The organism is Pseudomonas sp. EL_65y_Pfl2_R96 (assembly GCF_963970905.1).
Lineage (GTDB): Bacteria > Pseudomonadota > Gammaproteobacteria > Pseudomonadales > Pseudomonadaceae > Aquipseudomonas.
Map to the genome: position 1 here is coordinate 347,028 of NZ_CAXAQH010000001.1, position 26,656 is coordinate 373,683.

A 26,656-nucleotide genomic window follows, 5' to 3' on the forward strand; every position below is an offset into this window, starting at 1 on the left:
ACCAATAGGCACACAGATTCGGATCACACGGGCAGAGCTTCCCGTTGAAGGCTTTGCAACACGTCCGCCAGGCGCTCCACATAGCCTCGCAATTCAGGCACTGCCGTGGCTTCCCAATCGCGTGCCTGAAGGAATGGTCCGACGTAATGCAGCCAGCGCGACGCAACTCCTTTGCAATCTATTAGCGCCCCAAGGTGGTCGACCTCAAGGCCGATACCAAGTACGTCAGATACCAACAGTCCATCGGCGCGCAGGGACGAGAGCAGTGGGTCCGCCAAATGGCGAAGATCGGGGGTCGTGCAATTAATCACGGCGGCAACATCGAGTCGCTCCTCGGTCTGGGCGCTACGGCGACGCAGACAAACGCCGACGCCATCGGCTTTAGGGGCGTAACCGACGACACGTGCGGCCAGCAGCGTGAGCCCGCCGCGCTCGATCTCTGCCTGCAGACGTGCACCCGGTTGTGGTGCGCAACGGTGACGGTGGACATCCCAGTAAGGACGCACATGACGCAAGAAACGTTGGCGCTCATTTGTCGGCAGTGCGTGCCACAGTTGCGCAGTCGCCGATCGCAGCCCGCCGATCACGTCCCGCCAGTCACCGCCGGCACGGGTGTGCTGCTCGACCGAGTCACGCACTGCTCGCACATAGTGGCGCACGCTGCAATCGGTGAGCATGCGGTGAGGCAGTCGCTCGTCATAGGTGGGTTGCGCGTTCAGTTCACGATGCGGCTGAGGGATCAGGCCGCGACGAGAAATAGCCTGGATCGGCCCCCGATGGCCGCGATCACGCAGATCAAGCACCACATCCACCATTGTCAGTCCGCTGCCGATGAGCAGAACGGGGTCGTCAGCACCGATATTGCGTAATGCGCCTGGACGCCAAGGGTCATGCACATAGCGCGGTTCTTCGTAAAATGATCGTTGTTCGGGCGCTATCGATGGCTCTTGGCGGGCGTAGTTACCGATGCTCAAGACGATGCGGTCGGCATCGAAGTGCTCTCCGTTCTTCATCAAGAGGCGAGCTCCCTCGCCATCTTTACGAGGTACCACCTGTACTACTTCACCGATGACGCTGTGCAGTTCACAGCCCGGCGGCGCCTTTTCGGCCGCATCATTGAGCAATGCCTCGAGGCAATCACCATAGAGACGGCGCCCCACGAAAGACCCCGATACAATACTGGGGTCGCAACGCCTGGCATATTCATGAAAGCTGTCCTCTTCACCTGCCAGCGCACTCATTCTGCCGGCCGGCACATTGAGCACATGCGCGGCGGTACGGGTGCCATAGGCAACACCCCGGGCCATCGTGCCTGACCTGTTGATCAAAAGAATTCTCAGCGGTGTGACCGGTGGGCGGCGCAGTAGATGTACCGCCAGCGTCGAACCGCAGAAACCGGCACCGATAATCGCAATGGTCTTGGTCTTCATTCCCGCTTCCAATTCGATGTAACGTTTTGTTTCATCAGACTATGAGTGGTGTTTACGCCGAGGCGACCGAATCACCATGCGACCTGTCGATGTGAGCACCCAGGCAGTAACCCGATTTGCGTCAATTGCGTTGCACAGTCGAACCGTCGTTCCATCCGCCACCCAGCGCCTTGGCGAGGAAAACCAGGGAGCCTGCCTGACGACCATTAATGCGTGCTCGCTGTCGCTCACTGTTGAGCAGCAGCTGCTGTGCGGTGATCACGTCGAGGTAGTCGACCAGTCCGTCGCGATAGCGATACGTCGACAAATTCACCAACTGCTGCGCATCGTCGACCGAGGCATTCACATCATTCAGCGCAGCGTCGAGCACCGCGAGATTGCTGACCGCGTCCTGGACTTCCTGAAAGGCTGTCAGCACGGTTGCGCGATAGCGCGCGTTCGCCGCGACATAGCCCGCCTGCGCATAGGCGACCCCCGCCGCATTACGCCCGCCATCGAACAGCGTCTGGCTAATCGAAGTCCCCAGTGACCAGATCATGCTGGGGGCGTTTGTCAGCGTCGCGAACCGGGTACTTTGCCAACCCACCTCAGGCGACAACGTAAGGCTTGGAAAGTAGGCCGCGCGGGCGACGCCGGTTCTGGCATTCGCCGCCGCCATTGCACGCTCTGCGGATGCAACGTCCGGACGACGCAGCAACAACTCGCTTGGCATACCAATCGGTAATACAGGCAACTTGAGCGGATCAACTTTTGGCGCAAGCGAAAATTGCGGTGCCGGTACGCCGATCATTGCGGCAATCGCATGTTCGTATTGTGATCGTCGCGTCAAAAGCAGTCGCGCTTGGGTACGGGTCGTATCGAGTTGTGCGCGCTGCTGCAACACACTCAGTTCAGAAACCTGTCCGAAACTGTTTTGCGCACTAACGAAGTCAAGCGCCTTCTGCTGCCAGGCGATCGAACGCGTCAGTACATCACGCTCGGCATCAACCTCTCTGAGGGCGAAATAGGTAGCCGCAAGTTGCGCGGTGATCACCAATCGCGCATTCGATAGATCGTTGGCCTGCTGCTGCATATCGGCTTTCGCCGATTCGACCTCACGCCGTATGCGGCCGAACAGATCGAGTTCATAGCTGGCCGAAAAAGCCGCGATTACATTGTTCTGCACAGTTGATTTGTTAGGCGAATCGTAGTCGGTCAACGGCCGGTTCGCGGAAATCCGGCGACGGTCCAGTTCGGCCGACAATCCAATTTGCGGTAGTTGCTCGGACGAAACCGATGACAGCGTTGCGCGTGACTGGTCGTAATGCGCAACCGCTTCGCGCAACGTCTGGTTGTTCTCCAGCGCTGTTCGCTCCAGCGTGTCGAGTTCATCGATACCGAACACCGTCCACCAGTCCTCATTGAGCGGCTGAGGCGCGACGGGATGCCAGTACGAGTATTCTGGATCGATCTTCCACGTCGTCGGTGTTTCGACCTCTGGCCGACGATAGTTCGGTCCAACGGTACAGGCGGTCAGCAAGCCCGATATCAGCGCGCAGCCCATCCCCAGCCAAACGCGAGTTCCATACCCGCACTTGAGTGTTCGATCAATCGTGTTGCTGCTAGTCATTCCACATATCCTTGTGCATCGGCCGCGACGATCCCGAAGGCAGGTCTCGTGCGGCTTCTTTTAGTCAGCGTGTTGCTATCTTTCAGGGGACTAGCGTGCGATCTCCGGGCACTGATCGTAAGGGACCGGGGATGGCAATGGCATGCGCAGTGCCAACAACATAGACACGAGCATGAACAGCCCCGAAATGACGAATGTGGCGTTGATCGTTGTTGCGGTGGCCACCATGCCCCACACAAAACTGCCGATCGCCAGACCTCCGACGATGCAGGAGTGAAACAGTGACAGCGCACGACCTGCGACCCAGCTTGGCGACGCCGTCTGGATCGCCAGGTTGTAGGTCGACACGACAACAACCCAGCTCGAACCCGAGATGGCCAGCCCGAGCATGGCTACGGCCTTGCACGGACTCCATGCAGTCATCAGCGCCCCCAAGCCGAACGTCAACGTAAAGATTCGTAATACCAACTCCGGGTGGTGCCGCGCTCGCATCGCCGCACCGCCGAGCGCGCCGCAAGCTGCCCCTGCGCCGAACGCCCCCAGGAGGATGCCGTAGGTGCCGGCCTCGCCGCCGAACTGCCGTTTGGCGAACAGCGGAAGGAGCGCCCAGACCGGGCTTCCGAGAAAGCCGAACAGACTGCTTCGTAACAACGCACTGCGAATACCGTGGGAGCCGAGGCAATACCGGATACCACCCATCAGGGACGCGAGTAGCCCTTGGCGAGGAGCGCGCGGAGCTTTCACATCGGCATCACGGCGACGCCAGCGTAACAACACGTAAATCAGTCCCGCGGACGACACGCCGCTTACGATGAACGCTACATCGGGAGCCAACCGCGCGACGATCAATCCACCGACTGCCGGTCCGGCAGTGCGGGCAAAGTTCAGAGAAAAACTGTCGAGCGCAATGGCCGCAGAAAGCTCACTACGCGGCACTTGTTCCGCGACCGCCGACTGCCAGGCCGGCTGAAACATCGCTGCGCCGCAGCCGCTGACAAACGTGCAAACGAGCAGAGCCAACGGCGTGATCTGTCCTGTTGCACACAGAACAGCAAGCATTACCGCGACTGAACACACCAGTACTTGCGAGGCGAGCATCACCAGACGTCGATCCCAAGCGTCCGCTGCGACTCCGGAAAGGAGCGCAAACAACGCAATCGGCAGGGTCGATGCGGTCTGCACAAGCGATACTTGTGCAGGCGTGGGTGCCATTGAGGTCATCAACCAAAACGCGCCGACGTTCTGAATAGAGCCGCCGATATTGGCAAACAAGCTCGCCACCCATATCGTCGTAAATGCTCGGTATGCAAAGGGACCGCCCAATGTGCCAAACCACGAGCGGGGACGCAGGTGTAAGTCGAGACCATCGGCGGTCGCGTGGGTGTGCTTACCGTCGGCAAGGCTATTGCTGGCGCGTTCAGTCATGCGTCTGTCTCGATAGGTTCACTAGATGCATCAGATCTTTGAGGCCGCGATGGGCGCCGCGACTACCGTGACGGTATCGACAAATGCACCGCCAGCGACTCGACGGTTGGATGACCGAACAGATCGCTCAGCCCCAGCTCCAACTCGAGACTGGCGTTGATTCGTGCAAGCAGGCGCACGCCTAGAAGTGAGTCGCCACCCAGTTCGAAAAAGTTTTCATCCGTACCGAGCGCGTCACGCCGCAGCACCGTCGACCAGAGGCCGACGAGCAACCTTTGCAGAGGTGTTTGAGGTCTCTTTGGCTCATACGCAGTATCTGTCACTGCCGCGATAGGTAGCGCGCTGCGGTTGACCTTTCCGTTTGGCAGTAAGGGGATCGCGCAGAGTTCAACGAACGTCTGCGGAATCATGTAAGACGGCAAGCTGCTGGCCAGGTAGACGCGAAAACGAGCAGTGACATCGGTACTGTCGGGCGCACGTAACACGACATAAGCAATGATCGACTGCTGCTGCGTTGCAGGGTCGGTGTGCGGCAGAACGACTGCCTGAAGCACATTTTCGTGCATGCAGAGAGTGGCCTGGATTTCGCCGAGTTCAACGCGAAACCCACGAATTTTGATCTGATCATCGACTCGCGTCAGGTATTCGAGGTTACCAGCCGCGTTCCACTTCACCATATCGCCGGTCCGGTAACAGCGCTCGCCATTTGGGCCGGCCAGTTCACCGAACCGCTCGTGTGTCAGATCCTGACGCTCCCAATATCCAAGCGCGACATATTGGCTGATGATTGCCAGCTCGCCTTCGGTGGCCGACGAATTACCGTCGGCGTCCAGCAGCACTACTTCGATTCCTGGCACCGGCCTACCCACCGGTAAACGGAGCAAATTGCAGTCCTGTATCGGATCGGCAACGTACTGCAGAGCCGTGGTGCATTCGGTAGGGCCGAGACCGTTGAGTAGACTGCAATGCGCACCGGCATGGAGCAGTGTCAGGCTCAGATCCTGGCCTGTGGCCGTCTCACCTCCTAGCACGACCCAACGCAGGTCAACGGTGCGTTTGAAGGTTGGGAAAGCCGCACGTAACACGCTGGGCGTCGAATGCCAAACTGTGATCTGGCTGTCGGCCAGCCAGTCATTAACTCGCTCAAGGCCATCCTTGCGCACGTTCCAGATATACAGGGAGGCGCCGGTCAGCAACGTAGCGAAAATATCCATCACCGAAGCATCGAATCCGTAAAATGGCAGCAGCGTCATCCGGTCGTTCGCGGTCAGTTCGATGGCTGACGCGTAACACGCTGCGTGGTGCAACACGTTACGATCGTTCTGGAAGACACCTTTGGGCACCCCGGTCGTGCCTGACGTGTACAGGAGATAAGCAATCGAATCACCGGACCTCGTATCGAGTGAGCCCCCCTCCACAGGCAGGCTCGCCTCTTCGATCACCATTGCTCCACTGCCGAGTTGCCCTCCTAATTCAGCCAGTTCGCAGCTGACAAAGACGGCGCGACATCGGCTCTCGCGCAAAATAGTCTGCAGGCGCGGCAGTGGATCGTCCGCAACCAGCGGAACGTAGAACTTACCGGCCCCTAACACGCCGAGAATCGCTGCGACCATCGGTGCGCCATGTGGAAACAGCAGCGCGACAGGTTCGTTGCCTTCACCGCACACACTCGTGATCAAACCGGCTATGCGAGCCGCACGGTCCGAAAGTTCCCTGTACGTCCAGCACTCACTTTGGGTGACGACTGCGGTGGCGTTGCCATACAGGCGTGTCACTTCGTTGAATCGCTGTATCAACGAGTGGGAGTTTGCGATCGTTTCTGCGTTACGGGACATGAACCGCTGGCTGCTTACACGCGCTTGCGCCGTCGACGGGAGGTCTATTTCGACCATGACATTTTGATCCATTGGTGGTGGTCTCGAAATTTTTGAGGAGAAACGGACGTCGCGAGCATCGCGGCCCACACGTCATTGACCAGCTCGCGTTATTCGGACGTTGCTGTGTCGAGACTGGTCTGGGGCGAAGACCTGAATGCGGAAGGCTCGTGCGGGGTGGGTCGTAGCACGCTATCGATGTAGTACCGACGCAGGATGTCTGTGGCTGTATCGATATCGGTGGTGGTTGTGTCGATACGTACTTGCGGATTGAGCGGCGCCTCGTACTGGGCGTGGATACCTGTGAACAACTGGATTTTTCCGGCGCGGGCGCGCTGGTACAGACCTTTCGGATCCCGCTCTTCCGCGACTTCGAGTGGGGTGTCGATATGCACTTCGATGAAGCGTCGGTCGCCGATGATGGTTCTGGCCATGTCCCGGAACGACTTCATCGGCGAAATGCACGAGACGATCACGAGTAAGTGTGCATCCGCCATCAGTGCTGCGACCTCGGCAATTCGACGGATGTTTTCCGCGCGGTCTTGCTCCGAGAAACCAAGGTCCGAATTCAAGCGGCTACGCACGACATCACCATCGAGTGTCACGACCGGCCAATTTGCTGTGCGGCAAACGCTTTCGAAACTCGTCGCTATCGTGGTCTTTCCAGCGCCTGATACACCCGTCAGCCAAAAAACGGCCGACGACGGGCCAAACGGAGAAGTATTGAGGGGGGAATGTGTTCCACAATCGATAGCTTTACGGTCATGCATGACAATACCTCTCCTTGTTCTAATCACCGCTCATAGAGTTGGAACGGTGTTGCAATTCCTTTGCGTGTTTATTGCCTTTATCGGCCGTAGCTCAACACATTTTCGAACTTCCAATCGATCACGGACACACATTGATACTGATTGTGGCATTGCAGAAGTAGCTGAACATTCTTAGGTTGTAAAGTTTTTCAAACCAAAACTAGTTAAATTTTTTGTCATCCGAAAAAAAATTTTGACAAACTGGATCCAATGCTGCTTTATAAAAAAAGCTGATACTTGCACCACTGTGGACAGGCCTGTTTTCTCTAAGGCATCAGGTGGTGATACCTCCAGACTCAGGAGGGATTTTTGCTAGCGCAGTTATGGATGTTCGCTTGGTTGTAAGGTGCAATCGGTGCATTCCACTGGCTCATACCAGGTGGTTGTCAGCAGTTTCACCGGAAAGTCCGCACATGGAAGAGGCGCGAAATGCCCGAGGAAAGGCGTGAAATGAACGTACGGACAGCTGAGCCTCACTCCGAGGAAGCTCCTGAGTTAATGTTTTTACCACCCGAAATGCTGAAGCCTACGGAAGAGATTATTCCGAGTCATTTGCGTGAGCTAACCGCGCAGATGCTGTCATCTAGCCAGTGGCAAACCCCCATTCTCGTCGAGCGCTCAACGCTGATCATCATGGATGGTCACCATCGCAGGGCCTTCGCCCTTGAGCAGAAATTCGCCCGCGTCCCCTGCATTCTTCTTTCATATTCCCACGTCCTGCTGGAGTCGCGCAGGAAGGACCTTCTGGTGACGCCTGCCGAGGTCATTTCGCGCGGGTTGAAAGGCAAGCTATATCCACCAAAATCTACCCGACACACCCTGCAAACCGGCGGTGAACTGATAATCGAGTTTTCCTTTCAGGAACTGCTCGCCCCTTTTAAAAGTAGTGATCGCTTAATCCCTTCAAGTTGCAAGGTGATAAGCAGCTAATAAATCTTATGCGACGCTGACTCTATTATCAGATCCTTGTTAGATCTTGCCTATTTGTGCCCGGGGTAAAACTAAAAATGAAATTCGACTCCATCGATCAAATAATCAATGACAATATTTTCCTGTTACTGGATCAGTTTACACCGGGGAAAAAATTATATTTAAAGATGGAGGGATTCAATCCCGGGGGTTCCATCAAGATTAAAACTGCAATGGCGCTGATGAGAAACGCGGAAGAGCACAGCAACTTGCGGGAGAAGAAGAGATTCATAGAGTCGAGTTCAGGTAATCTTGGACTCTCATTGAGCATGATTGCCGCAGCCAGAGGCTATCGATTCACTTGCGTCGTCGACAGCAATACCAGCGCACAATGCGTCGGGATAATGAGGGCGCTGGGCGCCACAGTGGTGGTCATCGATTGCCGCGACGAACAAGGCGGTTATCTTGGCAATCGGCTCGCCTATATCCGAAATGCACTTGATCTCGATCCTGAGCTCACCTGGCTCAACCAATATCAGAACCCGGCAAATCCCGCCGTCCATGTCGAGATGACCGCGCAAGCGATCTTCGATGAGTTCGACCATATTGATTATCTGTTTGTGGGTGCCGGCACCACGGGCACGCTCATGGGCTGCTCTGATTTTTTTCGCCGCCATTCTCCTCGCACGAAACTCATTGCAGTCGATTCGATAGGCTCAGTGACATTTGGCACACCCGGTCAACGCCGTTATTTGCCAGGCCTGGGAGCCAGCGTGATGCCGCATTTTTTCAACCGCAGCAAACTGGACCGACTCATTCAGATACCCGAGGCTGAAACAGTAGCGGCCTGCCGAGACGCAGCGCTTCGCTACGGCAGCTTTTGCGGCGCGTCGACCGGTACCGTGCTCGCGGCAGTCAAGCGCATGTCTGCCGAACTGCCTCGTGATGCGACCGTCGTCGCGATTTCTCCAGACCTCGGCAATTCCTATTTCGACACAATCTATAGCGACGAATGGTGTGACAGTACATTTGGTCTCGCATGGCGCGAACTCTCGCATACGACTACGGATATCCCAGAGCATGCATAATCACGACCCGCAGTTTTCGGTGATCGGGGGCGACTACATTCAGACGCTGCTGTCAAACTCGACAGTGGACATTATCAATATCGTCGAACATTGCTACCTACTGCATCACAGCGGCAACACCGTCAATCCGGATAGCTATTTTCTGAAATTCGATGACAAGCCCGAGGCTCGCATCATCGCGTTACCCACAGCCATCCGAGACGAAAATAACGGCTCCTCGTTTTCGGGCATCAAGTGGATTGCGAGCTACCCGCGCAATATTGATGCGAATCTGCAACGGGCTTCAGCCGTCATTGTGCTTAACGACTATCAAACCGGTTATCCGTTCGCATGTCTTGAAGCATCGCAGATCAGCGCCGCCCGCACTGCTGCTTCCGCGGTGCTGGCCGCTAGCCAGCTCGGTCCGCAGAACCGACGCGCAGCACGCCTGGGCATAATCGGTGGAGGCCTTATTGCGAGCACTATTCTCAAGTTTTTCAAGGCTCACGGTTGGCAGTTCGAAGATGTGTGCCTGTATGACATATCCGCGCAACATTGCGAAAAATTTGTCCGCAACGTAAATGCGCGCTCAATTTACCCTGTGCGCCCAGGCTCCCAAGACGAGGCACTCAGCGCAGACATCGTTGTGCTGGCGACCACAGCAGGCAGCCCGTGGATCCCGGCAACACACAACTTTGTTCAGTCACAGTTGGTATTGAACATTTCCCTGCGTGACCTGCCACCTGAAACCATCCTTGCCTGTAACAACATCCTGGACGATGTCGACCACTGCATGAAAGCTAATACATCACCGCATCTCGCAGAGCAGCAGTATGGGCATCGCGATTTCATTTCTGGGACTCTGGCTGAATTCATTCTTGGTCAAGCGCGGATCGATACCGGCAAGCCAACCATATTCTCGCCGTTCGGCCTGGGCGTCCTCGATCTGGGAGTTGCGATGTTTATCTATCAGAAAAGCCAACTTGCCGGCGCGCGTCATGCCATTCCCGGATTTTTTTCGACAACTCGACGCTGGACCGACTGAAGCGACCGGCCCCGCTGCAGCGCAACCATCACCGGTACTGCACAGACACGCCGAGCATCACCACTGTTTTTACCTATCGAGCTGCGCCTTAACCCTTTCATCGCTTTTCTGGAATCGCACGCGCCAATGTCTATCTCATTTCCGAAGTGCCTAAAAACCAAGCGTTCTCTTCTCCTGCTTCCAATAATCGCTGCCTTGGCACTGTTTGTTTATGGCGGATCAAGCACTACATCCGCGTCGCAGCCAAGTGCAGGTAATCCAGGAGAAGCGGCCGTACCGGTGACGGCGGTCGAAGTGCTGAGTATGGACTTACCGATGTACCTTACGGGCGTCGGGCTGGTTCAGCCAATCGAGCAGATCACGATAAAAAGTCAGGTCGACGGCCAGATCACCAAAGTGTTCTTTAAACAGGGGCAATTCGTACGAAAAGGCGATCCACTGTTCGAGATCGACAGTCGATCATTTCGTGCGACGCTGGATCAGGTAGTCGCCAAGAAGGAACAGAATCAAGCGATGCTCGCAAACGCCAAACTGGACCTAGAAAGGCACTTGAAACTCGCGAAGGTCAACGCAATTTCCATGCAGGCGCTCGAAGCGCAGAAAGCACTGGTCGCACAATTGACGGCACAGGTACGCGGTGACCAAGCAGCCATTCAGAGTGCGCAGGTGCAGGCCGGGTATACGACGGTGAATGCACCGCTGCCCGGAAGGGTCGGTTTCCAACTCGTAGATCCGGGCAATATCGTGAAGGCGAACGACACGTCGATTCTCACACTCGTTCGGATTTCACCGATCTCAGTGGTGTACTCCCAACCTGAGAATGCATTACCTGCGATCCATCAGGCGATCGCCGCAGGTAAGGTCTCGATCGATGCGCTGACGACTGATGGCAAGACGCTCTTGTCCAGCGGGCATGTGAGCGCCGTCGACAACAGCGTCGACTCCTCCAGTGGAACAATCCGTCTGAAAGCGGAATTCTTGAATGACACGAATGCGCTTTGGCCAGGACAGTCAGTGATGACTCGTACGGTGATTAGCGTGTTAAAGCAGGCGATCGTGGTACCTGAAGATGCTGTTCAACATGGGCCCGAAGGCCTATTTACCTATGTAGTCGGAGACGACAACCGGGTGACAGTACAACCGATCGTCGTCGAACACAGATCAGTGGGATATGCCGCTATAACAAGCGGTTTGCAGCCAAAGCAGCGAGTAGTGGTTAAAGGGCAATATCGCTTGCAGGACCGAACGCTTGTCTCCGTTACGTTGGCGAACACCAATGCTACATCGGACACGCAAATGCAGACGGAGTCGACAGCCCGGCTCGCGATGGACGCTCAATGACCATGAACACGAACCTGTTTGCCCCGTTCATCCGTTACCCAGTCGCGACCTGTCTGCTGATGGTTGGCATCATCTTTAGCGGGCTTGTCGCCTATTTTCATCTGCCCGTCGCGCCGCTGCCTCAGGTCGAATTTCCCACCATTCAAGTATCCGCGACGCTTCCAGGGGCCGATCCAATCTCTGTCGCATCGTCGCTCGCGCAACCGCTAGAAACACAGCTCGCGAAAATCCCATACGTCACGCAGATGACATCGCAGAGCACGTTAAGCTCGACGTCGATCGTTCTGCAGTTCAGTCTGGATCGCAACATCGACGCCGCGGGGAACGATGTGCAGGCCGCTATAAACGCGGCAGCCGCACAATTGCCCAAAGACCTACCATCACCTCCGACGTTTCAGAAACTCAACCCGGCCGACCCTCCGATTCTACTGCTGAGCGCGACCTCCGCGACACTACCGCTGACGACCATCAATGACTATGTTGAAACACGGCTCACGCAAAGCCTGAGTCAGATCGATGGCGTCGGTGCTGTGTCGATCGGAGGCCAACAGAAACCGTCGATCCGTATCCAGCTCGACCCCCTGAAACTAGCTGCCAAAGGCCTGTCGCTTGAAGACGTACGACTGTCGTTAACGAGGGTCTCGGGGGTCAGTCCCAAAGGGGTGCTGAACGGAGCGACACGCTCATATACCATTTATACGAACGGCCAGATCACTGATCCCACCGAGTGGAACAATGCGATCATCGCTCACCGAGAAGGCAATCCGATTCGCGTCAGCGATGTCGGTACAGCGATACTCGGACCGGAAGACAGTACGCTGTCAGCATGGCTCGACAGTAAGCGGGCGATCACCATCGGCATTTACAAGAAGCCAGGTGCTAATACAGTCGACACTGTCGACAAGATCAAAGCGAAACTGCCGGAGCTCGTTGCGACGCTTCCACCGTCACTGAAAGTCGCTGTTCTTGCAGACCGAACTCAGACTATCCGCGCATCGTTGCTCGATATCGAACTGACACTGCTCGTTAACATCGTTCTGGTCGTCCTGGTCATCTATGCATTTCTAGGGAACGTGCGCACAACGATCATTCCAGCCGTCACGGTGCCCGTGTCGCTCCTCGGAGCATGTTCGCTCATGTGGGCATGTGGATACAGCCTGGACAACATCTCACTAATGGCGTTGACCATCGCGGTGGGCTTCGTCGTCGATGACGCGATCGTGATGGTGGAGAATATTTCGCGCCACATCGAGCAGGGCGTATCGCCGAGGCAGGCCGCGTTCAAAGGCCTTAGTGAAACCAGCTTCACGATTGCGTCTATCAGCATCTCGCTCGTCGCGGCCCTGATCCCCCTACTACTGATGGACGGCATCATCGGGCGAATGTTTCGGGAGTTCGCGGTCACGCTGTCAATGACGATTATCGTATCGGCGTTCGTATCACTGACGCTGACGCCGATGATGGCTTGCTACCTACTACGGCCGACATTGCCCGAAAACGAACGCTCCGATGGCTGGATCAAAAAAAGTCTGGATCGGCTCACGCATGGGTATGAGCGCTACCTCGATATCGCCCTAAAGCATCAATTCGCCACGCTCTGCGTCTTTTTTCTTTCGCTGATTGCATCCGTGTTTCTCTATATCGGCATACCCAAAGGTTTCTTTCCGCAACAGGACACCGGCCTCATTACCGGTTTATCGGAGGCCTCACAGGATATCTCGGTCGAAGAAATGGGGCGGCATTCCAAAGCACTGGCCGCGATCATTAGCAAGGATCCCGCAGTCGAGCACTGCTTGATGGCTGTCGGCGGCAGCGCTTATACCGGCACCACTGTCAACAACGGGCGCTGGTACATTACGCTGAAGCCTCGTAATCAGCGCGACGCTTCTGCTGACGAGGTCATCCAGCGTCTGAAGCCGCAGCTCGCAAAAGTGACGGGGGTACGCCTGTATATGCAGGCTGCACAGGACGTCATCATCGGTGCACGACTCTCCCGCACGCAATATCAACTCACACTGCAGAGCGCGGACGTTGCGGAACTGACGAAGTGGGCACCGCGACTACTCACCCAGTTGTCGTCGTTGCCGCAACTCAGGGATGTAGCGACGGACCAGCAGGTAAACGGCACGGCGCTGAGTGTGTCAATTGATCGCGATCAGGTTGCACGCTACGGCCTAACCCCTGAATTGATTGACGACACTTTGTACAACGCCTTCGGACAACGTCAGATTGCGCAATATTTCACGCAACTAGCGACCTACAAAGTCATCATGGAGGTGCTGCCGTCTTTGCAACGCGATGCGAGTGCACTGGATAGGATCTATGTGAAATCGCCGTCGACAGGCGCCATGGTACCGCTGTCTTCGGTGGCGCAATGGACGACGGATCCGGTGCAACCGTTATCAGTCAATCACCAGTCACATTTCCCATCGGTCACGATCAGCTTCAACCTCGCACCTGGTGTATCGCTTGGTCAGGCGACCACAGCGATCGAGGCCGCGCAAGCACAACTGCAACTACCGCCAGCGGTGTTGAGCTCGTTTCAGGGAACCGCCCAGGCTTTCCAGAGTACGCTGGCGACAATGCCTATCCTGATCATCTCGGCGCTGGTCGTCGCGTACCTGATCCTTGGCGCACTTTATGGGAGCTTTGTTCATCCGTTAACTATTCTATCGACCTTGCCTTCGGCTGGTGTCGGAGCAATCGCCACCCTTTGGCTCTTTCACTATGACTTCAGTCTGATCGCATTGATTGGCATTATTTTGTTGATCGGCATCGTCAAGAAGAACGGAATCATGATGGTCGACTTCGCCATTACCGCGACACGCCGAGACAACATATCGTCGTTCGACGCCATCCGCACTGCATGCCTGCTACGCTTTCGTCCGATCATGATGACGACGATGACCGCTCTATTCGGTGCGCTGCCTCTATTGCTAGGTACCGGCATGGGCTCGGAGCTACGGCGACCGTTGGGCTATGCTCTGGTCGGTGGCCTCGTCATAAGCCAACTGCTCACCCTGTTCACCACGCCGGTCATCTATCTTTATCTCGACAGTTTGTCAAAACGGCTGAACCGATGGTTTGGATCGCACAGTGAGGCTCACGCTGCAGATCAGCGCGCCGAAATATCGGGTCAGTAGTAGATGCCTTCAGGATCAGGATTGCCATCTGGCCGTACTCGGTTTCTCGCTGATTATGTACAGTTTCGCTAACGTCCAGGATGACGAAAACTATGACGCTCTTTACCCGATTCACACTCATTGCGATCGCCTTCGTAGTCATGCTTTCAGCGCCTCTGACGCTGGAAGCGAACACAAGTCGACATCAGCAATATCTCGTATAAATATTGGCTATGAATATAGACCCTATAAATAATACTAATACCGAAACCTATCGCTCCACGCCCGCAAGGGAGTGGAGCGGCGGAATGCCAGAGAACAAGGGAAGAATGTGACAGATTCAATGATTCAGATGCTCTGGAAATAAACCACTTTTTTGAGCCATTCGATCAGCTCGAACGCCGACCGAATGACTGGGCGCAAGCTCAGCCCATCGGCTGATCATGCAGCCTTTAACTGCGACACCGCAGTGAGGGACTCGTGACTATCACGAGCCTCGATCCTAGCCATGACCCAGGCCATGACTTCACTTTCAACCCAGCCGACAGCCCTGTCACCCAATGACACTGGCTTCGGAAAGCTCCCCTCGCTGATGTACTTGTAGATCGTGGACCGACCCAGGCCGGTGGCGTGCTTGACGTCTTTCAGACGAATGATCCTCATGAACTGGCTCCTCTGTATTCCGTTCAGAGGATTGGGAGGTCCTGTAGAAAAATACCTACGTGTTCTTCGCCTTGCCGCCTGGCCGAGTCAGCAAGCCGTAGCGGTATCGATACTCGATAGGAATGTCAGACTCGCAGGTAAACTCCTGCGGCTTGGTATCGGGTTCAACGAATAAACAGCTACGCCAGCCATCTAAATCATGGGGCCGAGCAAGCAGCGTGATGCCGCAATAACCACGCTCCATAGGCTGAGGCATGATGACGAAATCCATCGTGTCAAACGAAACCTCGGAGGCTTGGCAAAGCAGCTTCTTGATCTGTATTGCCAATACGTAAACCCTATAGTGGAGTCAGATCGGCGAGGAGCTGGAGCGATCGAGAACGGGCATATTGATCATTGGGCAGATGAAAAATGCCCGGAGGCAGGCGAAACGCAACGCCTCAGATAAAGACAAGGACCGTAAGACCTATGCCTTCAAGCTCGGAATCGATGTAGAAGAAGAGCTGACGCGACTCACAAAGAAGCACAAGATTACTGCCGCCGACATGCTCAGCAGACTGATCTCCGCCGAGCAGGATGCACATGCAAGTGTTGAGGAGAAGCTCAACGAAGCAAAAAAGACGCACAAAGAACTGCTGAGCAATTGCAGAAATCAGACCAACCATTACAGACAGACCAACAGCACCCTGAGAGAGTTGCTGGAGGTCAGCGTGGCGCGACTGTGTCGATCTGCAGTCCTGCTGGAAGATGCCTCAATCTCGACAGAGAGCCTCACCGAGGTGCAGCAGCACAGGATAGAACAGCTACGTAAGCAAACAATGACCGAAGTTGACGCCGATATAAAAGGTGAGATTAAGCTTCTACGCTCAGGGCTCCTTGATCGCCCCAGAAAAGGAAGTAACGCCACCCACCACGCATCGAAAGAAAATGCGGCAGAGACCGACAGCAGTACACCGACGCAGCCAGCTCGTACCCAGGTGATAATTGATGAGAGCCCGGTCGCTCCCCCAGCACCTCAGGACCAGCAGACTCCAGAAGCAAAGCCCGAGTCCAGCTCGTCAGTCGCACGCAATAGTGCCAGCCCATTGACCGACGATCCTGTTAGTGGGGATCTGAAGGCACAGCCCAATGAGAATGCTTCATCCCACCTAGAGACAGACAGACCACCCCAGACTGCCCAAACAGCAACACTAAGCCCACCCAGCAAATACAAGGCCGGCCAGACTCTCGGGGACCTCATGCGCGAACAGCAGGAGAAAGAGGCCCTTGGTTTGGAAGCTAAGGCAGGAGGCTGATTAAAATCGGCTCATGAGACACCTTCCCGGGCAGGCGCTGAGCCCCTTGGGCAGTCTGGGCTGCTCACTGAGGTCTCAGTGCGCCCAGGCGGGCCAGCCTTGAACTGGTAGGGTGGGTCATCAGCTTGCTTCGGCACTGACACCTGCCCGACGCCCATAGCGACTCAATAGAGGGATTGCAACATGACGACGATAGAGTACTGACCGACCACGCACGCACAACAGGGCCGCAGATGACTAGGCCGCGCACGTCATACGATCTGATGAGTATTTTTATTCCAGACGCTCACACCGCTGCATTCACACCCTTTAGAGGGCGGCAGAGCAAAATCACACAAAAGTAGAGTGGGGGAACAGATGGGGGAACAGAAACCGCAGAATGCAAAAAGGCCCCATAGAATGGGGCCTTTTTGTGCATATATGGCGGAGAGATAGGGATTCGAACCCTAGGTACCGGTGAAGGTACAACGGATTTCGAATCCGTCCCATTCGGCCACTCTGGCATCTCTCCAACGGCGCGCATCATAACAGCACAATCGCCGGAAGCGAACCCCCTTGAGCGATTTTTTTCCGTGCTATCAGATGCTTGCGTCGATTAAAGCGGTACGCCCAGACGGTTGGCGACTTCTTCGTAGGCTTCGATGACGTCACCGAGGCCCTGACGGAAGCGGTCCTTGTCCATTTTCTTGCCGGTGGCCTTGTCCCACAGACGGCAGCCGTCCGGGCTGAATTCGTCACCCAGAACGATGGAGCCGTCGGAGAACACGCCGAATTCGAGTTTGAAGTCGACCAGCAGCAGGCCGGCGTCGTCGAACAGTTTGCTCAGGACTTCGTTGACCTTGAGCGACAGTTCTTTCATGCGAACCAGTTGCTCGGCGGTGCCCCAACCGAATGCCACGACGTGGGATTCGTTGATGAACGGGTCGCCCTTGGCGTCGTCCTTCAGGAACAGTTCGAAGGTGTAAGGGTTGAGCTTCATGCCCTCTTCCACGCCCAAGCGCTTGACCAGGCTGCCGGCGGCGTAGTTACGCACGACGCACTCGACCGGGATCATGTCGAGTTTCTTCACCAGGCATTCGTTGTCGCCCAGCAGTTTGTCGAATTGAGTCGGCACGCCGGCTGCTTCGAGTTTCTGCATGATGAAGGCGTTGAACTTGTTGTTCACCATGCCTTTGCGGTCGAGCTGCTCGATGCGCTTGCCGTCGAACGCCGAGGTGTCGTTGCGAAACAGCAGGATCAAGCGGTCAGCGTCGTCGGTCTTGTAAACCGATTTGGCTTTGCCGCGGTAGAGTTCTTCACGTTTTTCCATGATGGGCTCCGCTTGCTAAGTAGGTGGGCTAGGCGATGTGTCGCCAGTCGAGCCCTGAATCTTGATCGGCCAGTTGCAGCCAGTCCGGGTCGCACCCGAGGGTGTCGACAAAACATTGCCGGGCCAGCTGCGGCAGGTTGTTCTTGCTGCTCAGATGGGCCAGGACCAGGTGTTGCAGGCCTTGCCAGCCCAACTCGGCCACCAGGAATGCCGCCTGATGGTTGTTCAAATGTCCCAATTCACCGCCTACCCGCTGCTTGAGAAAGTAAGGGTAGTGACCGCGAGCCAGCATGTCACGGCAATGGTTGGACTCGATCATCAATGCATCGAGGTCCCGATAACCGTCCAGCACCTTGTTGCAGTACGAACCCAGGTCGGTCAGCAGGCCGAAACGCCGCTGACCATCACTGAAGACATACTGCGTTGGCTCCTGCGCATCGTGGGCCACGGCAATGACGCCGATGCTCAGAGGGCCGATTTGCAGTTGCTCGCCGCCGGCCAGAAGGCCTGCGGGTTCAATCGGTTTGCGCATCCCGCGCAAGGTCCCGCGACTGAGGTAGACAGGCAGATTGTAACGCCGAGACAGCAAACCCACGCCATGCACGTGGTCGGCATGTTCGTGGGTCACGAGTATCGCGCTCAGCTGCGCAGGGTTCACACCCAGGCGCAGCAGGCGTTTTTCGGTTTCCCGCAGGGAGAAACCACAATCCACCAGTACATACGTGTCATCGCTGGCTACCAGCGTGCCGTTCCCTTGGCTACCGCTGCCGAGAACGGCAAAACGCATGGGATCAGCCCAGGTTGTCCTGAATCACGGTCAACACTTTGCGCGCCACGTCTGCCGGCGCCACGGTGTTGATGTTTTTCTCGACGGTGACTTGTACGTTGTCGCCAACCTTGCTCAGACGAACCTGATAACGCTCGGCGCGGGCTTCAACTTCTTCCTTGTCCGGTTTGCTGCCGAACAGACCGCTGAAGAAACCTGGCTGCTCGTCCTTTTTCTCGGCTTTTTCGGCGAGGTTGATGTAGTACAGGCCCAGGCTGCGGTTGATGTCTTCAACACGCCATTCGCCCTGCTCCAGCGCACGACCGACGCTCGACCAGGCACGATCCAGGTCGGTACCGACGTTGAGCACCGGGTTGCCACTGCCGTCTTCGGTCAGGCTGACACGGCTTGGCGTGTCGAAATCACGACTCGCCAGCATGGAAACCGAACCGCCCTTCTCCGAAGTGCGGCTCATGCTCGCAAGCATGTCGTCGACCAGCGCTGCGTCCAGGCCGGTATTGACCGAACGATTGGTGAAATCGACATTGGCGGTGCTGCCGGCAGGACGCTCGGCGCTGACCACGTAGACTTCACTGGTGTTGCGCTGCACGCCCGGCTCGATACGCACCCGCACGCGGGTTTCGCTGTCGGCGCCGACACCGGCCGCGCTCAGGCGCTTGGCCATGGCTGCGGACAGTTCGTCGGAATGCTGCCAGGTGGTGGTGAATTCGCCGGTTTGCGGGCGCTGTTCGTCCAGACGGAAACCGTTGTCCTGGAAGAACTGCACGGCCACTGGCCAGACTTCAGCCGGCGGGTTCTGAGCCATGATCCAACGCGAATCACCGCTCTTCTGCAGTGAGTAGGCGCTGGCATCAGCCGCTGCCGACAGCGGCTGCGGACGAGGCACGATGTATTCGCCCTTGGCGGTGTCGTCGGCCACGTTGCGCGGGATCGGCAACAGCGGATCCAGGCGCTTGGCGGTGCTGACATCCGGTGGCAGTTGCATCGGTGCAGTCTGTTGCGCTTCCAGGTAATCGCTACCACGGTCACGGAAGTAACCTTCCGGGCCCCAGATCCATCCACAGCCACTGGTGCTGGAGATAATCAAGGCAAGTGCGGAAAGTCCGGCCATTCGCTTCATGCGTTGTACTTCCTCAATTAAACCAGGACGCCGGACTGGCGCATGGCCTGCCGCAGCGGTTCGTGACAGGCAGCGCTGAGCCAGGTGAGCGGCAGACGGATACCGTCCGGCATCAAGCCCATTTCATGCAGTGCCCATTTCACGGGGATAGGGTTGGATTCGATAAACAGGGTTTTATTGAGCGGCATCAGCTTTTCGTGGATAGCCCGGGCCTTGACGGCATCGCCGGCCATGGCCGCGGCGCACAGCTCGCTCATGGCGCGCGGCGCGACGTTGGCGGTCACCGAAATATTGCCCTTGCCGCCGAGCAGCATCAGCTCGACCGCGGTCGCGTCGTCACCGGAATAGACCAGGAAGTCGCTGCTCACGCCCGCCAGGATGTCCTTGGCGCGCTGCAGGTCGCCCGTGGCTTCCTTGATGCCGATGATGTTCTTCACGGTCGACAGGCGGATCACTGTCTCGGCCTGCATGTCACACGCGGTACGACCCGGCACGTTGTAAAGAATCTGCGGGATATCGACCGCTTCGGCGATGGCGCGGAAGTGCAGGTACAGGCCTTCTTGCGTCGGCTTGTTGTAGTAAGGGGTTACCAGCAGGCACGCATCGGCGCCGGCGTTCTTCGCGTTGGTGGTCAGTTCGATCGCTTCGCGCGTCGAATTGGCGCCCGTACCGGCGATCACCGGAATACGCCCTGCAACCTGGGCAACCACGCGACGAATCACTTCGATGTGCTCGTTCACGTCAAGCGTGGCCGACTCACCCGTAGTGCCGACCGCCACGATGGCGTTGGTGCCCTCTTGCAGGTGGAAGTCCACCAGTTTGCTCAGGCTGTCCCAGTCAAGACGACCCTGTGCATCCATGGGTGTGACCAGTGCCACCATACTGCCCGCAATCATGCAACCGCTCCTGCCGGAAAAAGAGAGCGGTAATGGTACTGGCGCCAAGATGCTTGTACAAGCGAAGTACTGCGCTGCTGCCATTCCCCTTGGCGCTGCTTTTCGCTACCCTTCAGACTTTGATCGGTACTGATAAGCTCGTACGCCGCGTTCCAGCCTCCATTTTCGGCATCACAAGCCCCGATCCAGCGTTGCCACCCCTCGCTCTCGCCATACTGGAGCACGTTGCAACCTTCGGCCGGGTTTTCTGAATTCGCATCCGCAGGCTCGTCCCGGTAAAAAAGGCCCATAAAAGTATCGACCGCTCATCGCTTTAGGAATGCTGCATGTCCACCCCCACAGTTCGCGAACAATTCCTTGTCATCAGTGCCCTCGGCGCCAACCCCATGGAGCTGACTAACGTCCTGTGCCGCGCCAGCCATGAAAACCGCTGCGCCGTGGTCACCTCTCGCCTGACGCGCCATGGCGAATGCAGTGCGCTGATCCTCGAGATCTCCGGCAGCTGGGACGCCCTGGCGCGCCTCGAAGGCAGTCTGCCAGTGCTGGCCAAACGGCACGCCTTCACCGTCAATGTGGTGCGCAGCGCAGCCCTGGAGAATCGTCCTCAGGCCCTGCCGTACGTCGCCTATGTCAGCTCGGCCTATCGCTCGGACATCATCAACGAGCTGTGCCAGTTCTTCATGGACCACAACGTCGAGCTGGAAAACCTGACCTGCGACACCTATCAGGCTCCGCAAACCGGCGGCACCATGCTCAACGCCACGTTTACCGTGACCTTGCCGGCCGGCGTGCAAATCAGCTGGCTGCGTGATCAATTCCTGGATTTCGCCGACGCGCTGAATCTGGATGCCCTGATCGAACCGTGGCGCCCACAAAACCCAATGTAAGGAAACTTCCATGGCCGTTGCCATCGACCAACCGGTTGCCGACTTCGAAGCCCCCGCCACCAGCGGGCAGAACGTCAGCCTCGCGGGCCTTAAAGGCAAGCAAGTGGTGATTTACTTCTATCCGAAGGACAGCACGCCAGGTTGCACCACTCAGGGTCAGGGCTTTCGCGATCAGCTTGATGCTTTTAAAGCCGCCAACACTGAAGTCTTCGGCGTATCCCGCGACAGCCTCAAATCCCACGAAAACTTCAAGGCCAAGCAGGCGTTCACCTTCGAGTTGATCAGCGACAAGGAAGAAGCGCTCTGCCAGCAGTTCGACGTGATCAAGCTGAAAAAGCTCTATGGCAAAGAATATATGGGCGTTGATCGCAGCACGTTCCTGATCGACAAGGACGGTGTGTTGCGTCAGGAATGGCGCGGTGTGAAGGTGCCGGGCCATGTGGATGCGGTATTGGCTGCAGCTCAGGCGCTGAACAAGGCCTGATTCATTTGGCGCCTGTTCCGACGCTATCGCGAGCAGGCTCACTCCTACAGTTGACCGAGTTGTTTTGACTGACGCGATCTAATGTGGGAGTGAGCCTGCTCGCGAAGAGGCCATCAGCCTCACTAAAGAATTAAAGCAGCGGCGACACCACCGGCTCTTTGCGCGGCCAGGCGTCCAGCACAGCCTTGAACAGGGTTGCTAGCGGAATCGCAAAAAACACTCCCCAGAAGCCCCACAACCCGCCAAACAGCAGCACCGCGCAGATGATCGCCACCGGATGCAGATTGACCGCCTCCGAGAACAGCAGCGGCACCAGCACGTTGCCATCCAGCGTCTGGATGATCCCGTAGACCGCCATCAAATAGATGAACTGATCGCTCCAGCCCCACTGGAACAGCGCAATCAGCATGACCGGCACGGTCACCACCACTGCGCCGACGTAAGGCACCACCACCGACACGCCCACCAGTAATGCCAGCAGTGCCGCGTAGTTGAGGCCCAGAACAACGAAACCGATATAGGTCACGCCACCGCAAATGAAAATCTCGATGACCTTGCCGCGAATGTAATTGGCGATCTGTCGGTTCATTTCCTGGGCTACCCGGGTGATCAGCGCCCGCTCCCGCGGCAGATAACCGCGCACCCACTGGCCGATCATTTCCCGGTCCTTGAGAAAGAAGAACACCAGGATTGGCACCAGCACCAGATAAATCATGATGTTCACCAGCAGCGGCAGGCTCGACAGTGAAAACGTCAGCGCCCACTGGCCGAACTTGCCGATCTCGCCCCGCGCCACTTCGATCGCCTGCAACACCTGCTCGTCCGACACCAGATGGGGATAACGCTCGGGCAGCAGCAACAGCAACGACTGCCACTTGGCGAGCATGCCGGGCAATTCGTTGAACAGCGTGATCAGTTGATGCCAGAGTAGTGGCACTACGACGATGATGAATACCAGCAACAGCCCCATGAACAACGCGAAGACCAGCCCCACCGCCACGCCACCCGGTACGCGCAGGCGCTCGAGAGTCACCACCAACCCTTGCATCAGATACGCCAGGACCATCCCGGCCAGTACCGGCGCGAGCATTCCACCCAAGGTGAGTACGGCGGTAAATGCCAGAAACAGCAGCACCGCCAGCACCACGGCCTCCTCATCCGAGAAGTAGCGCTGAATCCAGTCGCGTAACACTTTGAACATCAATAATCCTTAGAAACGAACGCAGCAGGTTTCAGGCTTTTTTCAACCAATAGCGGTAAACGCCCGCCTCATCTTCTTCACGAAGCAGCGTATGACCAGCCAATCGGGCAAAGGTGCGAAAGTCGCGCTGAGAGCCTGCATCGGTGGCGATCACCTTGAGCACCGCACCGCTAGCCAGTCGATTGAGCTCCAGTTTGGCCTTGAGCAACGGCAACGGACAATTCAGTCCGCTGGCGTCCAGTTCGGCGTCGTGGGTTACAGCGTCAGTCATCGAATCACTCCGGAGCAGGGGGTTGAGCCGCTTAGAATATCTGGTCCCAAGCGTAGTGTCCGGCTACAGTAAGGTCTTTGTCGACTAAGGCTTTGTGCATGACTTTTTTGCGCCCTACCCTGCTGACGCTCGCTTGCCTGCTCGCCTCACCGGGCTTCGCCGACGACTTGCCGTCACTCGGCGACGCCAGTTCTGCCATCGTCTCGCCGCAACAGGAATACCAACTGGGCCGTGCATGGCTGGCGCTGTTGCGCAGCCAGGTGTCGCAGCTCAACGATCCGCAACTCAAGGATTACGTCGAATCCAGCGTCTACCGGCTAGTGGAGACCAGCCAGGTCAATGACCGGCGCCTGGAGTTCATCCTGATCAACAGCCCGCAGCTCAACGCGTTTGCCGCGCCGGGCGGGATCGTCGGCGTAAACGGTGGCTTGTTCCTCAATGCCCAGACCGAAGGTGAATATGCTTCGGTACTGGCCCACGAACTGGCTCACTTGTCGCAGCGCCACTTCGCACGCGGTGTCGAAGCCCAGCAGCGCATGCAGGTGCCGATGATGGCTGCCCTGCTGGCCGGGATCGTGATTGCCGCAGCCGGGGCAGGCGATGCCGGGATCGCGACCATTGCCGGCACTCAAGCGGCGGCGATCCAGGAACAACGACGCTTCTCGCGCCAGAACGAGCAGGAAGCCGACCGTATCGGCATCATGAATCTGGAAAAGGCCGGTTACGATCCGCGCTCGATGCCGACCATGTTCGAACGGCTGATGCGCCAGTACCGCTTCGATGCCAAACCGCCGGAATTCCTGCTGACTCACCCGGTGACCGAATCGCGGATCGCCGACACCCGCAACCGTGCCGAACAGGCCAAACCGGGCGGTATCGAAGACAGCATGCGTTATCAGCTGATTCGGGCGCGCGTACAGCTGATCTACGAAGAAACCCCAGGCCTGGGCGCCAAGCGCTTCCGAGCCCAACTGGATGAAAACCCGAAAAACGACGTCGCGCGCTATGGCCTGGCGATCGCCCAGATCAAGGGCGGCCAGCTGAATGAGGCTCGCGAGAACCTCAAGCCGCTACTGGCCAAATCGCCTAACGAGATCATCTATAACCTGGCGCAGGTCGATCTGGACATTACCAATAATCGCCTGCCCGATGCTCAGTCACGGGTCGACCGGATGCTCACTCAGTATCCAGGCAACTACCCGCTGAATCAGGTGCGTGTCGACCTGTTGCTCAAGCAGAATCGAGCGGCCGATGCGGAAAAAGCACTGGAAAACCTGCTCAAGACCCGTCCCGACGATCCGGACGTCTGGTACCTCGTAGCCGAGACTCGCGGCCTGTCGGGCAACATCATTGGCCTGCATCAGGCTCGCGCGGAGTACTTTGCATTGGTCGGCGACTATCGCCAGGCGATCCAGCAACTGGACTTCGCCAAGCGCAAGGCTGGCAGCAACTTCCCGCTGTCATCGCGGATCGACGCACGGCAACGTGAGTTGATGGAGCAGGAACGCATGGTCAAGGACATGATGGGCTGATTCTTTCCAGACAGAAAAATCAGGCACAAAAAAACCGCCTCCTTCGAGGCGGTTTTTTATTCAGCCGACAACCGGTTTATTCAGCCAGTTTGAAGGTGATGAAGCTGGCGCGACCTTGACGCAGAACCCGCATCGACACCGATCGGTTTTTCGGCAGCGCCTTGGCAATCTCCGTGAACTCCTTGGCGGAGCCGATCGCTTGGTTGTTCAGGTGAGTGATCACATCGCCCGGCTGCAAGCCGATCAGGGCAGCAGGACCGTCCTGGACCTCCTTGATCACCACACCGCCTTTCAGGTCGTAGGTTTTCTTCTGCTCATCGGTCAACTCGACCACGGATACACCCAGGCGATTGCTGCTGCGCTCGACGCTGGATTTAGGCAGGGCGTCCAGCTCTTTGCCTTCTTCAGGGATAGCGCCGACGGTCAGCTCGACATTCTTGCGCTTGCCTTCGCGGATCACTTCAAGATTGGCTTTCGAACCTGCCTTCAGCGCCCCCACCAAGTGCGGCAGATCGGCAGACATGACGATCGGCTGACCGTTCATGCTCAGGATCACATCGCCCACTTGCAGGCCACCCTTGGCAGCCGGACCGTCATCCTGGATCTGAGCCACCAGCGCACCGGCCGGTTTCTCGAGACCGAACGACTCGGCCAGATCCTTGTTCACTTCCTGGATCACGACGCCCAACCAACCACGGCTGACCTTGCCGCCGCTTTTCAGCTGATTGGAAACGTCCATTGCCACATCGATAGGGATCGCGAACGACACGCCCATGAAGCCGCCAGAGCGGGTGTAGATCTGCGAGTTGATGCCGACCACTTCACCCGCCAGGTTGAACAGCGGACCACCGGAGTTGCCCGGGTTGATCGGCACGTCGGTCTGGATGAACGGCACATAGTTTTCGTTCGGCAGGCTGCGACCGATGGCGCTGACGATGCCTTGAGTCACAGTGTGGTCAAAGCCGAACGGCGAGCCGATGGCCACGACCCACTGACCGGCTTTCAGGTCCTGCGATTTACCGAGTTTCAGGACCGGCAGGTCCTTGCCTTCGATTTTCAGCAAGGCGACGTCGGAACGCGGATCGGTACCGATCAGCTTGGCTTTCAACTCACTGCGATCGGCGAGGCGCACGAGAATCTCGTCGGCATCGGCGATCACATGGTTGTTGGTCAGGATGTAGCCGTCAGACGAAATGATGAAACCCGAACCCAGGGACTGCGCTTCACGCTGGCGATCGCCACGAGGTGAGCGCGGCTGCGGCATGCCACGTTCGAAGAACTCGCGCAGCATCGGCGGCAAGCCTTCAAGGTCAGGCATTTGCTCGCTGGACACCTTGCGGTCCGGCAGCTTCTGCGTGGTACTGATGTTCACCACCGCGGGCGAGGCCTGCTCGACCAGTTGTGTGAAGTCAGGCAATTCGACCGCTTGCGCAGCAACCGCCTGACCGAGCACCAGCACGGTGGCAAAAATGGAGAGGTAAGACTTCAAGCGTGGTATCGACATACGGCTCCCGTTACGACGAGCATGGTTAAGCGATATGGAGCAAGGAACACCGGGAACGATACGCCGGTATTTTTGT

The 26,656-nt window shown here is 57.1% G+C and carries 24 protein-coding genes and 1 tRNA gene; 9 read left to right on the forward strand and 16 right to left on the reverse strand.

Features of this window, described 5'->3' with window-relative positions; genetic code table 11:
- Positions 1-23: 23 nt before the first annotated feature.
- The 5 genes from AACY49_RS01545 to cysC all read right to left on the reverse strand — a co-directional run bounded on the left by AACY49_RS01545 (position 24) and on the right by cysC (position 7,108).
- Complete coding sequence (locus AACY49_RS01545; protein ID WP_339521455.1) at positions 24-1,430, reverse strand: FAD/NAD(P)-binding protein; 1,407 nt, start codon at positions 1,428-1,430, stop codon at positions 24-26.
- A gap of 121 nt (positions 1,431-1,551) precedes the next feature.
- Positions 1,552-3,039, reverse strand: coding sequence for an efflux transporter outer membrane subunit (locus AACY49_RS01550; protein ID WP_258697114.1), 1,488 nt, complete (start codon positions 3,037-3,039; stop codon positions 1,552-1,554).
- 90 nt (positions 3,040-3,129) lie between these two features.
- Complete coding sequence (locus tag AACY49_RS01555; protein WP_339521456.1) at positions 3,130-4,464, reverse strand: MFS transporter; 1,335 nt, start codon at positions 4,462-4,464, stop codon at positions 3,130-3,132.
- Between the two features lie 62 nt (positions 4,465-4,526).
- Positions 4,527-6,356: a non-ribosomal peptide synthetase gene (locus tag AACY49_RS01560; protein WP_258697116.1), complete on the reverse strand. Its 1,830-nt coding sequence runs from the start codon at positions 6,354-6,356 to the stop codon at positions 4,527-4,529.
- 92 nt (positions 6,357-6,448) lie between these two features.
- Positions 6,449-7,108 carry an adenylyl-sulfate kinase gene (gene cysC, locus AACY49_RS01565; protein ID WP_258697117.1) on the reverse strand — a complete coding sequence of 220 codons (660 nt, stop codon included), beginning with the start codon at positions 7,106-7,108 and terminating at the stop codon, positions 6,449-6,451.
- A gap of 489 nt (positions 7,109-7,597) precedes the next feature.
- Between cysC and AACY49_RS01570 the strand changes: the two genes are divergently transcribed.
- The 5 genes from AACY49_RS01570 to AACY49_RS01590 all read left to right on the forward strand — a co-directional run bounded on the left by AACY49_RS01570 (position 7,598) and on the right by AACY49_RS01590 (position 14,652).
- Positions 7,598-8,077, forward strand: a complete 480-nt coding sequence (locus AACY49_RS01570; RefSeq protein WP_258697118.1) for a ParB N-terminal domain-containing protein — start codon at positions 7,598-7,600, stop codon at positions 8,075-8,077.
- A 77-nt stretch (positions 8,078-8,154) separates the two neighbouring features.
- Entirely contained in the window at positions 8,155-9,144 is a 990-nt protein-coding gene (sbnA, locus tag AACY49_RS01575; RefSeq protein ID WP_258697119.1) for a 2,3-diaminopropionate biosynthesis protein SbnA, read from the forward strand.
- The gene (gene sbnB, locus AACY49_RS01580; protein ID WP_339521457.1) at positions 9,137-10,168 is read left to right on the forward strand and encodes a 2,3-diaminopropionate biosynthesis protein SbnB; all 1,032 of its coding nucleotides are present in this window, start codon (positions 9,137-9,139) and stop codon (positions 10,166-10,168) included. The genes sbnA and sbnB overlap by 8 nt, the downstream gene beginning before the upstream one ends.
- 126 nt (positions 10,169-10,294) lie before the next feature.
- A complete protein-coding gene (locus tag AACY49_RS01585) occupies positions 10,295-11,509 on the forward strand; it encodes an efflux RND transporter periplasmic adaptor subunit (RefSeq protein ID WP_339521458.1) in 1,215 nt (404 codons plus the stop codon).
- Positions 11,506-14,652 carry an efflux RND transporter permease subunit gene (locus tag AACY49_RS01590; protein ID WP_445262623.1) on the forward strand — a complete coding sequence of 1,049 codons (3,147 nt, stop codon included), beginning with the start codon at positions 11,506-11,508 and terminating at the stop codon, positions 14,650-14,652. Before AACY49_RS01585 ends, AACY49_RS01590 begins: the two co-directional genes overlap by 4 nt.
- 420 nt (positions 14,653-15,072) lie before the next feature.
- Here the strand turns inward: AACY49_RS01590 and AACY49_RS01595 are convergent, their stop codons facing one another.
- Both AACY49_RS01595 and AACY49_RS01600 read right to left on the reverse strand, forming a co-directional pair.
- A complete protein-coding gene (locus tag AACY49_RS01595) occupies positions 15,073-15,294 on the reverse strand; it encodes a helix-turn-helix transcriptional regulator (protein ID WP_258697123.1) in 222 nt (73 codons plus the stop codon).
- 55 nt (positions 15,295-15,349) lie between these two features.
- Entirely contained in the window at positions 15,350-15,622 is a 273-nt protein-coding gene (locus tag AACY49_RS01600) for a hypothetical protein (protein ID WP_258697124.1), read from the reverse strand.
- A gap of 61 nt (positions 15,623-15,683) precedes the next feature.
- On the opposite strand from AACY49_RS01600, the gene AACY49_RS01605 reads away from it, so the two are divergent.
- The gene (locus AACY49_RS01605) at positions 15,684-16,589 is read left to right on the forward strand and encodes a hypothetical protein (RefSeq protein ID WP_339521460.1); all 906 of its coding nucleotides are present in this window, start codon (positions 15,684-15,686) and stop codon (positions 16,587-16,589) included.
- Positions 16,590-17,010: 421 nt separating this feature from the next.
- Here the strand turns inward: AACY49_RS01605 and AACY49_RS01610 are convergent.
- The 6 genes from AACY49_RS01610 to AACY49_RS01635 form a co-directional block, all read right to left on the reverse strand.
- Positions 17,011-17,100 (reverse strand) — tRNA-Ser (locus AACY49_RS01610).
- A gap of 84 nt (positions 17,101-17,184) precedes the next feature.
- Positions 17,185-17,898: a phosphoribosylaminoimidazolesuccinocarboxamide synthase gene (gene purC / locus AACY49_RS01615; protein WP_007898671.1), complete on the reverse strand. Its 714-nt coding sequence runs from the start codon at positions 17,896-17,898 to the stop codon at positions 17,185-17,187.
- A gap of 28 nt (positions 17,899-17,926) precedes the next feature.
- Positions 17,927-18,685 carry an MBL fold metallo-hydrolase gene (locus AACY49_RS01620; RefSeq protein ID WP_258697126.1) on the reverse strand — a complete coding sequence of 253 codons (759 nt, stop codon included), beginning with the start codon at positions 18,683-18,685 and terminating at the stop codon, positions 17,927-17,929.
- Positions 18,686-18,689: 4 nt separating this feature from the next.
- Positions 18,690-19,805, reverse strand: a complete 1,116-nt coding sequence (gene bamC, locus AACY49_RS01625) for an outer membrane protein assembly factor BamC (protein ID WP_339521461.1) — start codon at positions 19,803-19,805, stop codon at positions 18,690-18,692.
- A 17-nt stretch (positions 19,806-19,822) separates the two neighbouring features.
- On the reverse strand, positions 19,823-20,701 hold the full coding sequence (gene dapA / locus AACY49_RS01630; RefSeq protein ID WP_007941448.1) for a 4-hydroxy-tetrahydrodipicolinate synthase: 879 nt from the start codon (positions 20,699-20,701) through the stop codon (positions 19,823-19,825).
- Entirely contained in the window at positions 20,698-20,991 is a 294-nt protein-coding gene (locus AACY49_RS01635) for a hypothetical protein (protein WP_339521462.1), read from the reverse strand. Before AACY49_RS01635 ends, dapA begins: the two co-directional genes overlap by 4 nt.
- Positions 20,992-21,027: 36 nt before the next feature.
- Between AACY49_RS01635 and AACY49_RS01640 the strand changes: the two genes are divergently transcribed.
- Both AACY49_RS01640 and AACY49_RS01645 read left to right on the forward strand, forming a co-directional pair.
- Positions 21,028-21,588, forward strand: coding sequence for a glycine cleavage system protein R (locus tag AACY49_RS01640; RefSeq protein ID WP_253551533.1), 561 nt, complete (start codon positions 21,028-21,030; stop codon positions 21,586-21,588).
- 10 nt (positions 21,589-21,598) lie between these two features.
- Entirely contained in the window at positions 21,599-22,072 is a 474-nt protein-coding gene (locus tag AACY49_RS01645; RefSeq protein WP_258697128.1) for a peroxiredoxin, read from the forward strand.
- 130 nt (positions 22,073-22,202) lie between these two features.
- On the opposite strand, the gene AACY49_RS01650 is transcribed toward AACY49_RS01645, so the two are convergent.
- Together AACY49_RS01650 and AACY49_RS01655 are read right to left on the reverse strand one after the other, a co-directional pair.
- On the reverse strand, positions 22,203-23,273 hold the full coding sequence (locus AACY49_RS01650) for an AI-2E family transporter (protein ID WP_258697129.1): 1,071 nt from the start codon (positions 23,271-23,273) through the stop codon (positions 22,203-22,205).
- 31 nt (positions 23,274-23,304) lie between these two features.
- Positions 23,305-23,544 carry a sulfurtransferase TusA family protein gene (locus tag AACY49_RS01655; RefSeq protein ID WP_007898654.1) on the reverse strand — a complete coding sequence of 80 codons (240 nt, stop codon included), beginning with the start codon at positions 23,542-23,544 and terminating at the stop codon, positions 23,305-23,307.
- A 98-nt stretch (positions 23,545-23,642) separates the two neighbouring features.
- Here AACY49_RS01655 and AACY49_RS01660 point away from each other — a divergent pair, with 98 nt between their 5' ends.
- On the forward strand, positions 23,643-25,076 hold the full coding sequence (locus tag AACY49_RS01660) for a M48 family metalloprotease (RefSeq protein WP_258697130.1): 1,434 nt from the start codon (positions 23,643-23,645) through the stop codon (positions 25,074-25,076).
- A gap of 76 nt (positions 25,077-25,152) precedes the next feature.
- Here AACY49_RS01660 and AACY49_RS01665 read toward each other — a convergent pair whose 3' ends face one another.
- Positions 25,153-26,580, reverse strand: coding sequence for a DegQ family serine endoprotease (locus AACY49_RS01665; RefSeq protein WP_258697131.1), 1,428 nt, complete (start codon positions 26,578-26,580; stop codon positions 25,153-25,155).
- Positions 26,581-26,656: the final 76 nt, after the last annotated feature.

Coding starts and splice junctions, on each gene's coding strand:
- AACY49_RS01545 (WP_339521455.1), bottom strand. CDS start 1,430: ATGAAGACCAAGACCATTGCGATTATCGGTGCCGGTTTCTGCGGTTCG.
- cysC (WP_258697117.1), bottom strand. CDS start 7,108: ATGCATGACCGTAAAGCTATCGATTGTGGAACACATTCCCCCCTCAAT.
- AACY49_RS01650 (WP_258697129.1), bottom strand. CDS start 23,273: ATGTTCAAAGTGTTACGCGACTGGATTCAGCGCTACTTCTCGGATGAG.
- AACY49_RS01645 (WP_258697128.1), top strand. CDS start 21,599: ATGGCCGTTGCCATCGACCAACCGGTTGCCGACTTCGAAGCCCCCGCC.
- purC (WP_007898671.1), bottom strand. CDS start 17,898: ATGGAAAAACGTGAAGAACTCTACCGCGGCAAAGCCAAATCGGTTTAC.
- AACY49_RS01550 (WP_258697114.1), bottom strand. CDS start 3,039: ATGACTAGCAGCAACACGATTGATCGAACACTCAAGTGCGGGTATGGA.
- AACY49_RS01560 (WP_258697116.1), bottom strand. CDS start 6,356: ATGGTCGAAATAGACCTCCCGTCGACGGCGCAAGCGCGTGTAAGCAGC.
- AACY49_RS01665 (WP_258697131.1), bottom strand. CDS start 26,580: ATGTCGATACCACGCTTGAAGTCTTACCTCTCCATTTTTGCCACCGTG.
- bamC (WP_339521461.1), bottom strand. CDS start 19,805: ATGAAGCGAATGGCCGGACTTTCCGCACTTGCCTTGATTATCTCCAGC.
- sbnB (WP_339521457.1), top strand. CDS start 9,137: ATGCATAATCACGACCCGCAGTTTTCGGTGATCGGGGGCGACTACATT.
- AACY49_RS01570 (WP_258697118.1), top strand. CDS start 7,598: ATGAACGTACGGACAGCTGAGCCTCACTCCGAGGAAGCTCCTGAGTTA.
- AACY49_RS01595 (WP_258697123.1), bottom strand. CDS start 15,294: ATGAGGATCATTCGTCTGAAAGACGTCAAGCACGCCACCGGCCTGGGT.
- sbnA (WP_258697119.1), top strand. CDS start 8,155: ATGAAATTCGACTCCATCGATCAAATAATCAATGACAATATTTTCCTG.
- AACY49_RS01555 (WP_339521456.1), bottom strand. CDS start 4,464: ATGACTGAACGCGCCAGCAATAGCCTTGCCGACGGTAAGCACACCCAC.
- AACY49_RS01585 (WP_339521458.1), top strand. CDS start 10,295: ATGTCTATCTCATTTCCGAAGTGCCTAAAAACCAAGCGTTCTCTTCTC.
- AACY49_RS01590 (WP_445262623.1), top strand. CDS start 11,506: ATGACCATGAACACGAACCTGTTTGCCCCGTTCATCCGTTACCCAGTC.
- AACY49_RS01660 (WP_258697130.1), top strand. CDS start 23,643: ATGACTTTTTTGCGCCCTACCCTGCTGACGCTCGCTTGCCTGCTCGCC.
- dapA (WP_007941448.1), bottom strand. CDS start 20,701: ATGATTGCGGGCAGTATGGTGGCACTGGTCACACCCATGGATGCACAG.
- AACY49_RS01655 (WP_007898654.1), bottom strand. CDS start 23,544: ATGACTGACGCTGTAACCCACGACGCCGAACTGGACGCCAGCGGACTG.
- AACY49_RS01620 (WP_258697126.1), bottom strand. CDS start 18,685: ATGCGTTTTGCCGTTCTCGGCAGCGGTAGCCAAGGGAACGGCACGCTG.
- AACY49_RS01635 (WP_339521462.1), bottom strand. CDS start 20,991: ATGGGCCTTTTTTACCGGGACGAGCCTGCGGATGCGAATTCAGAAAAC.
- AACY49_RS01640 (WP_253551533.1), top strand. CDS start 21,028: ATGTCCACCCCCACAGTTCGCGAACAATTCCTTGTCATCAGTGCCCTC.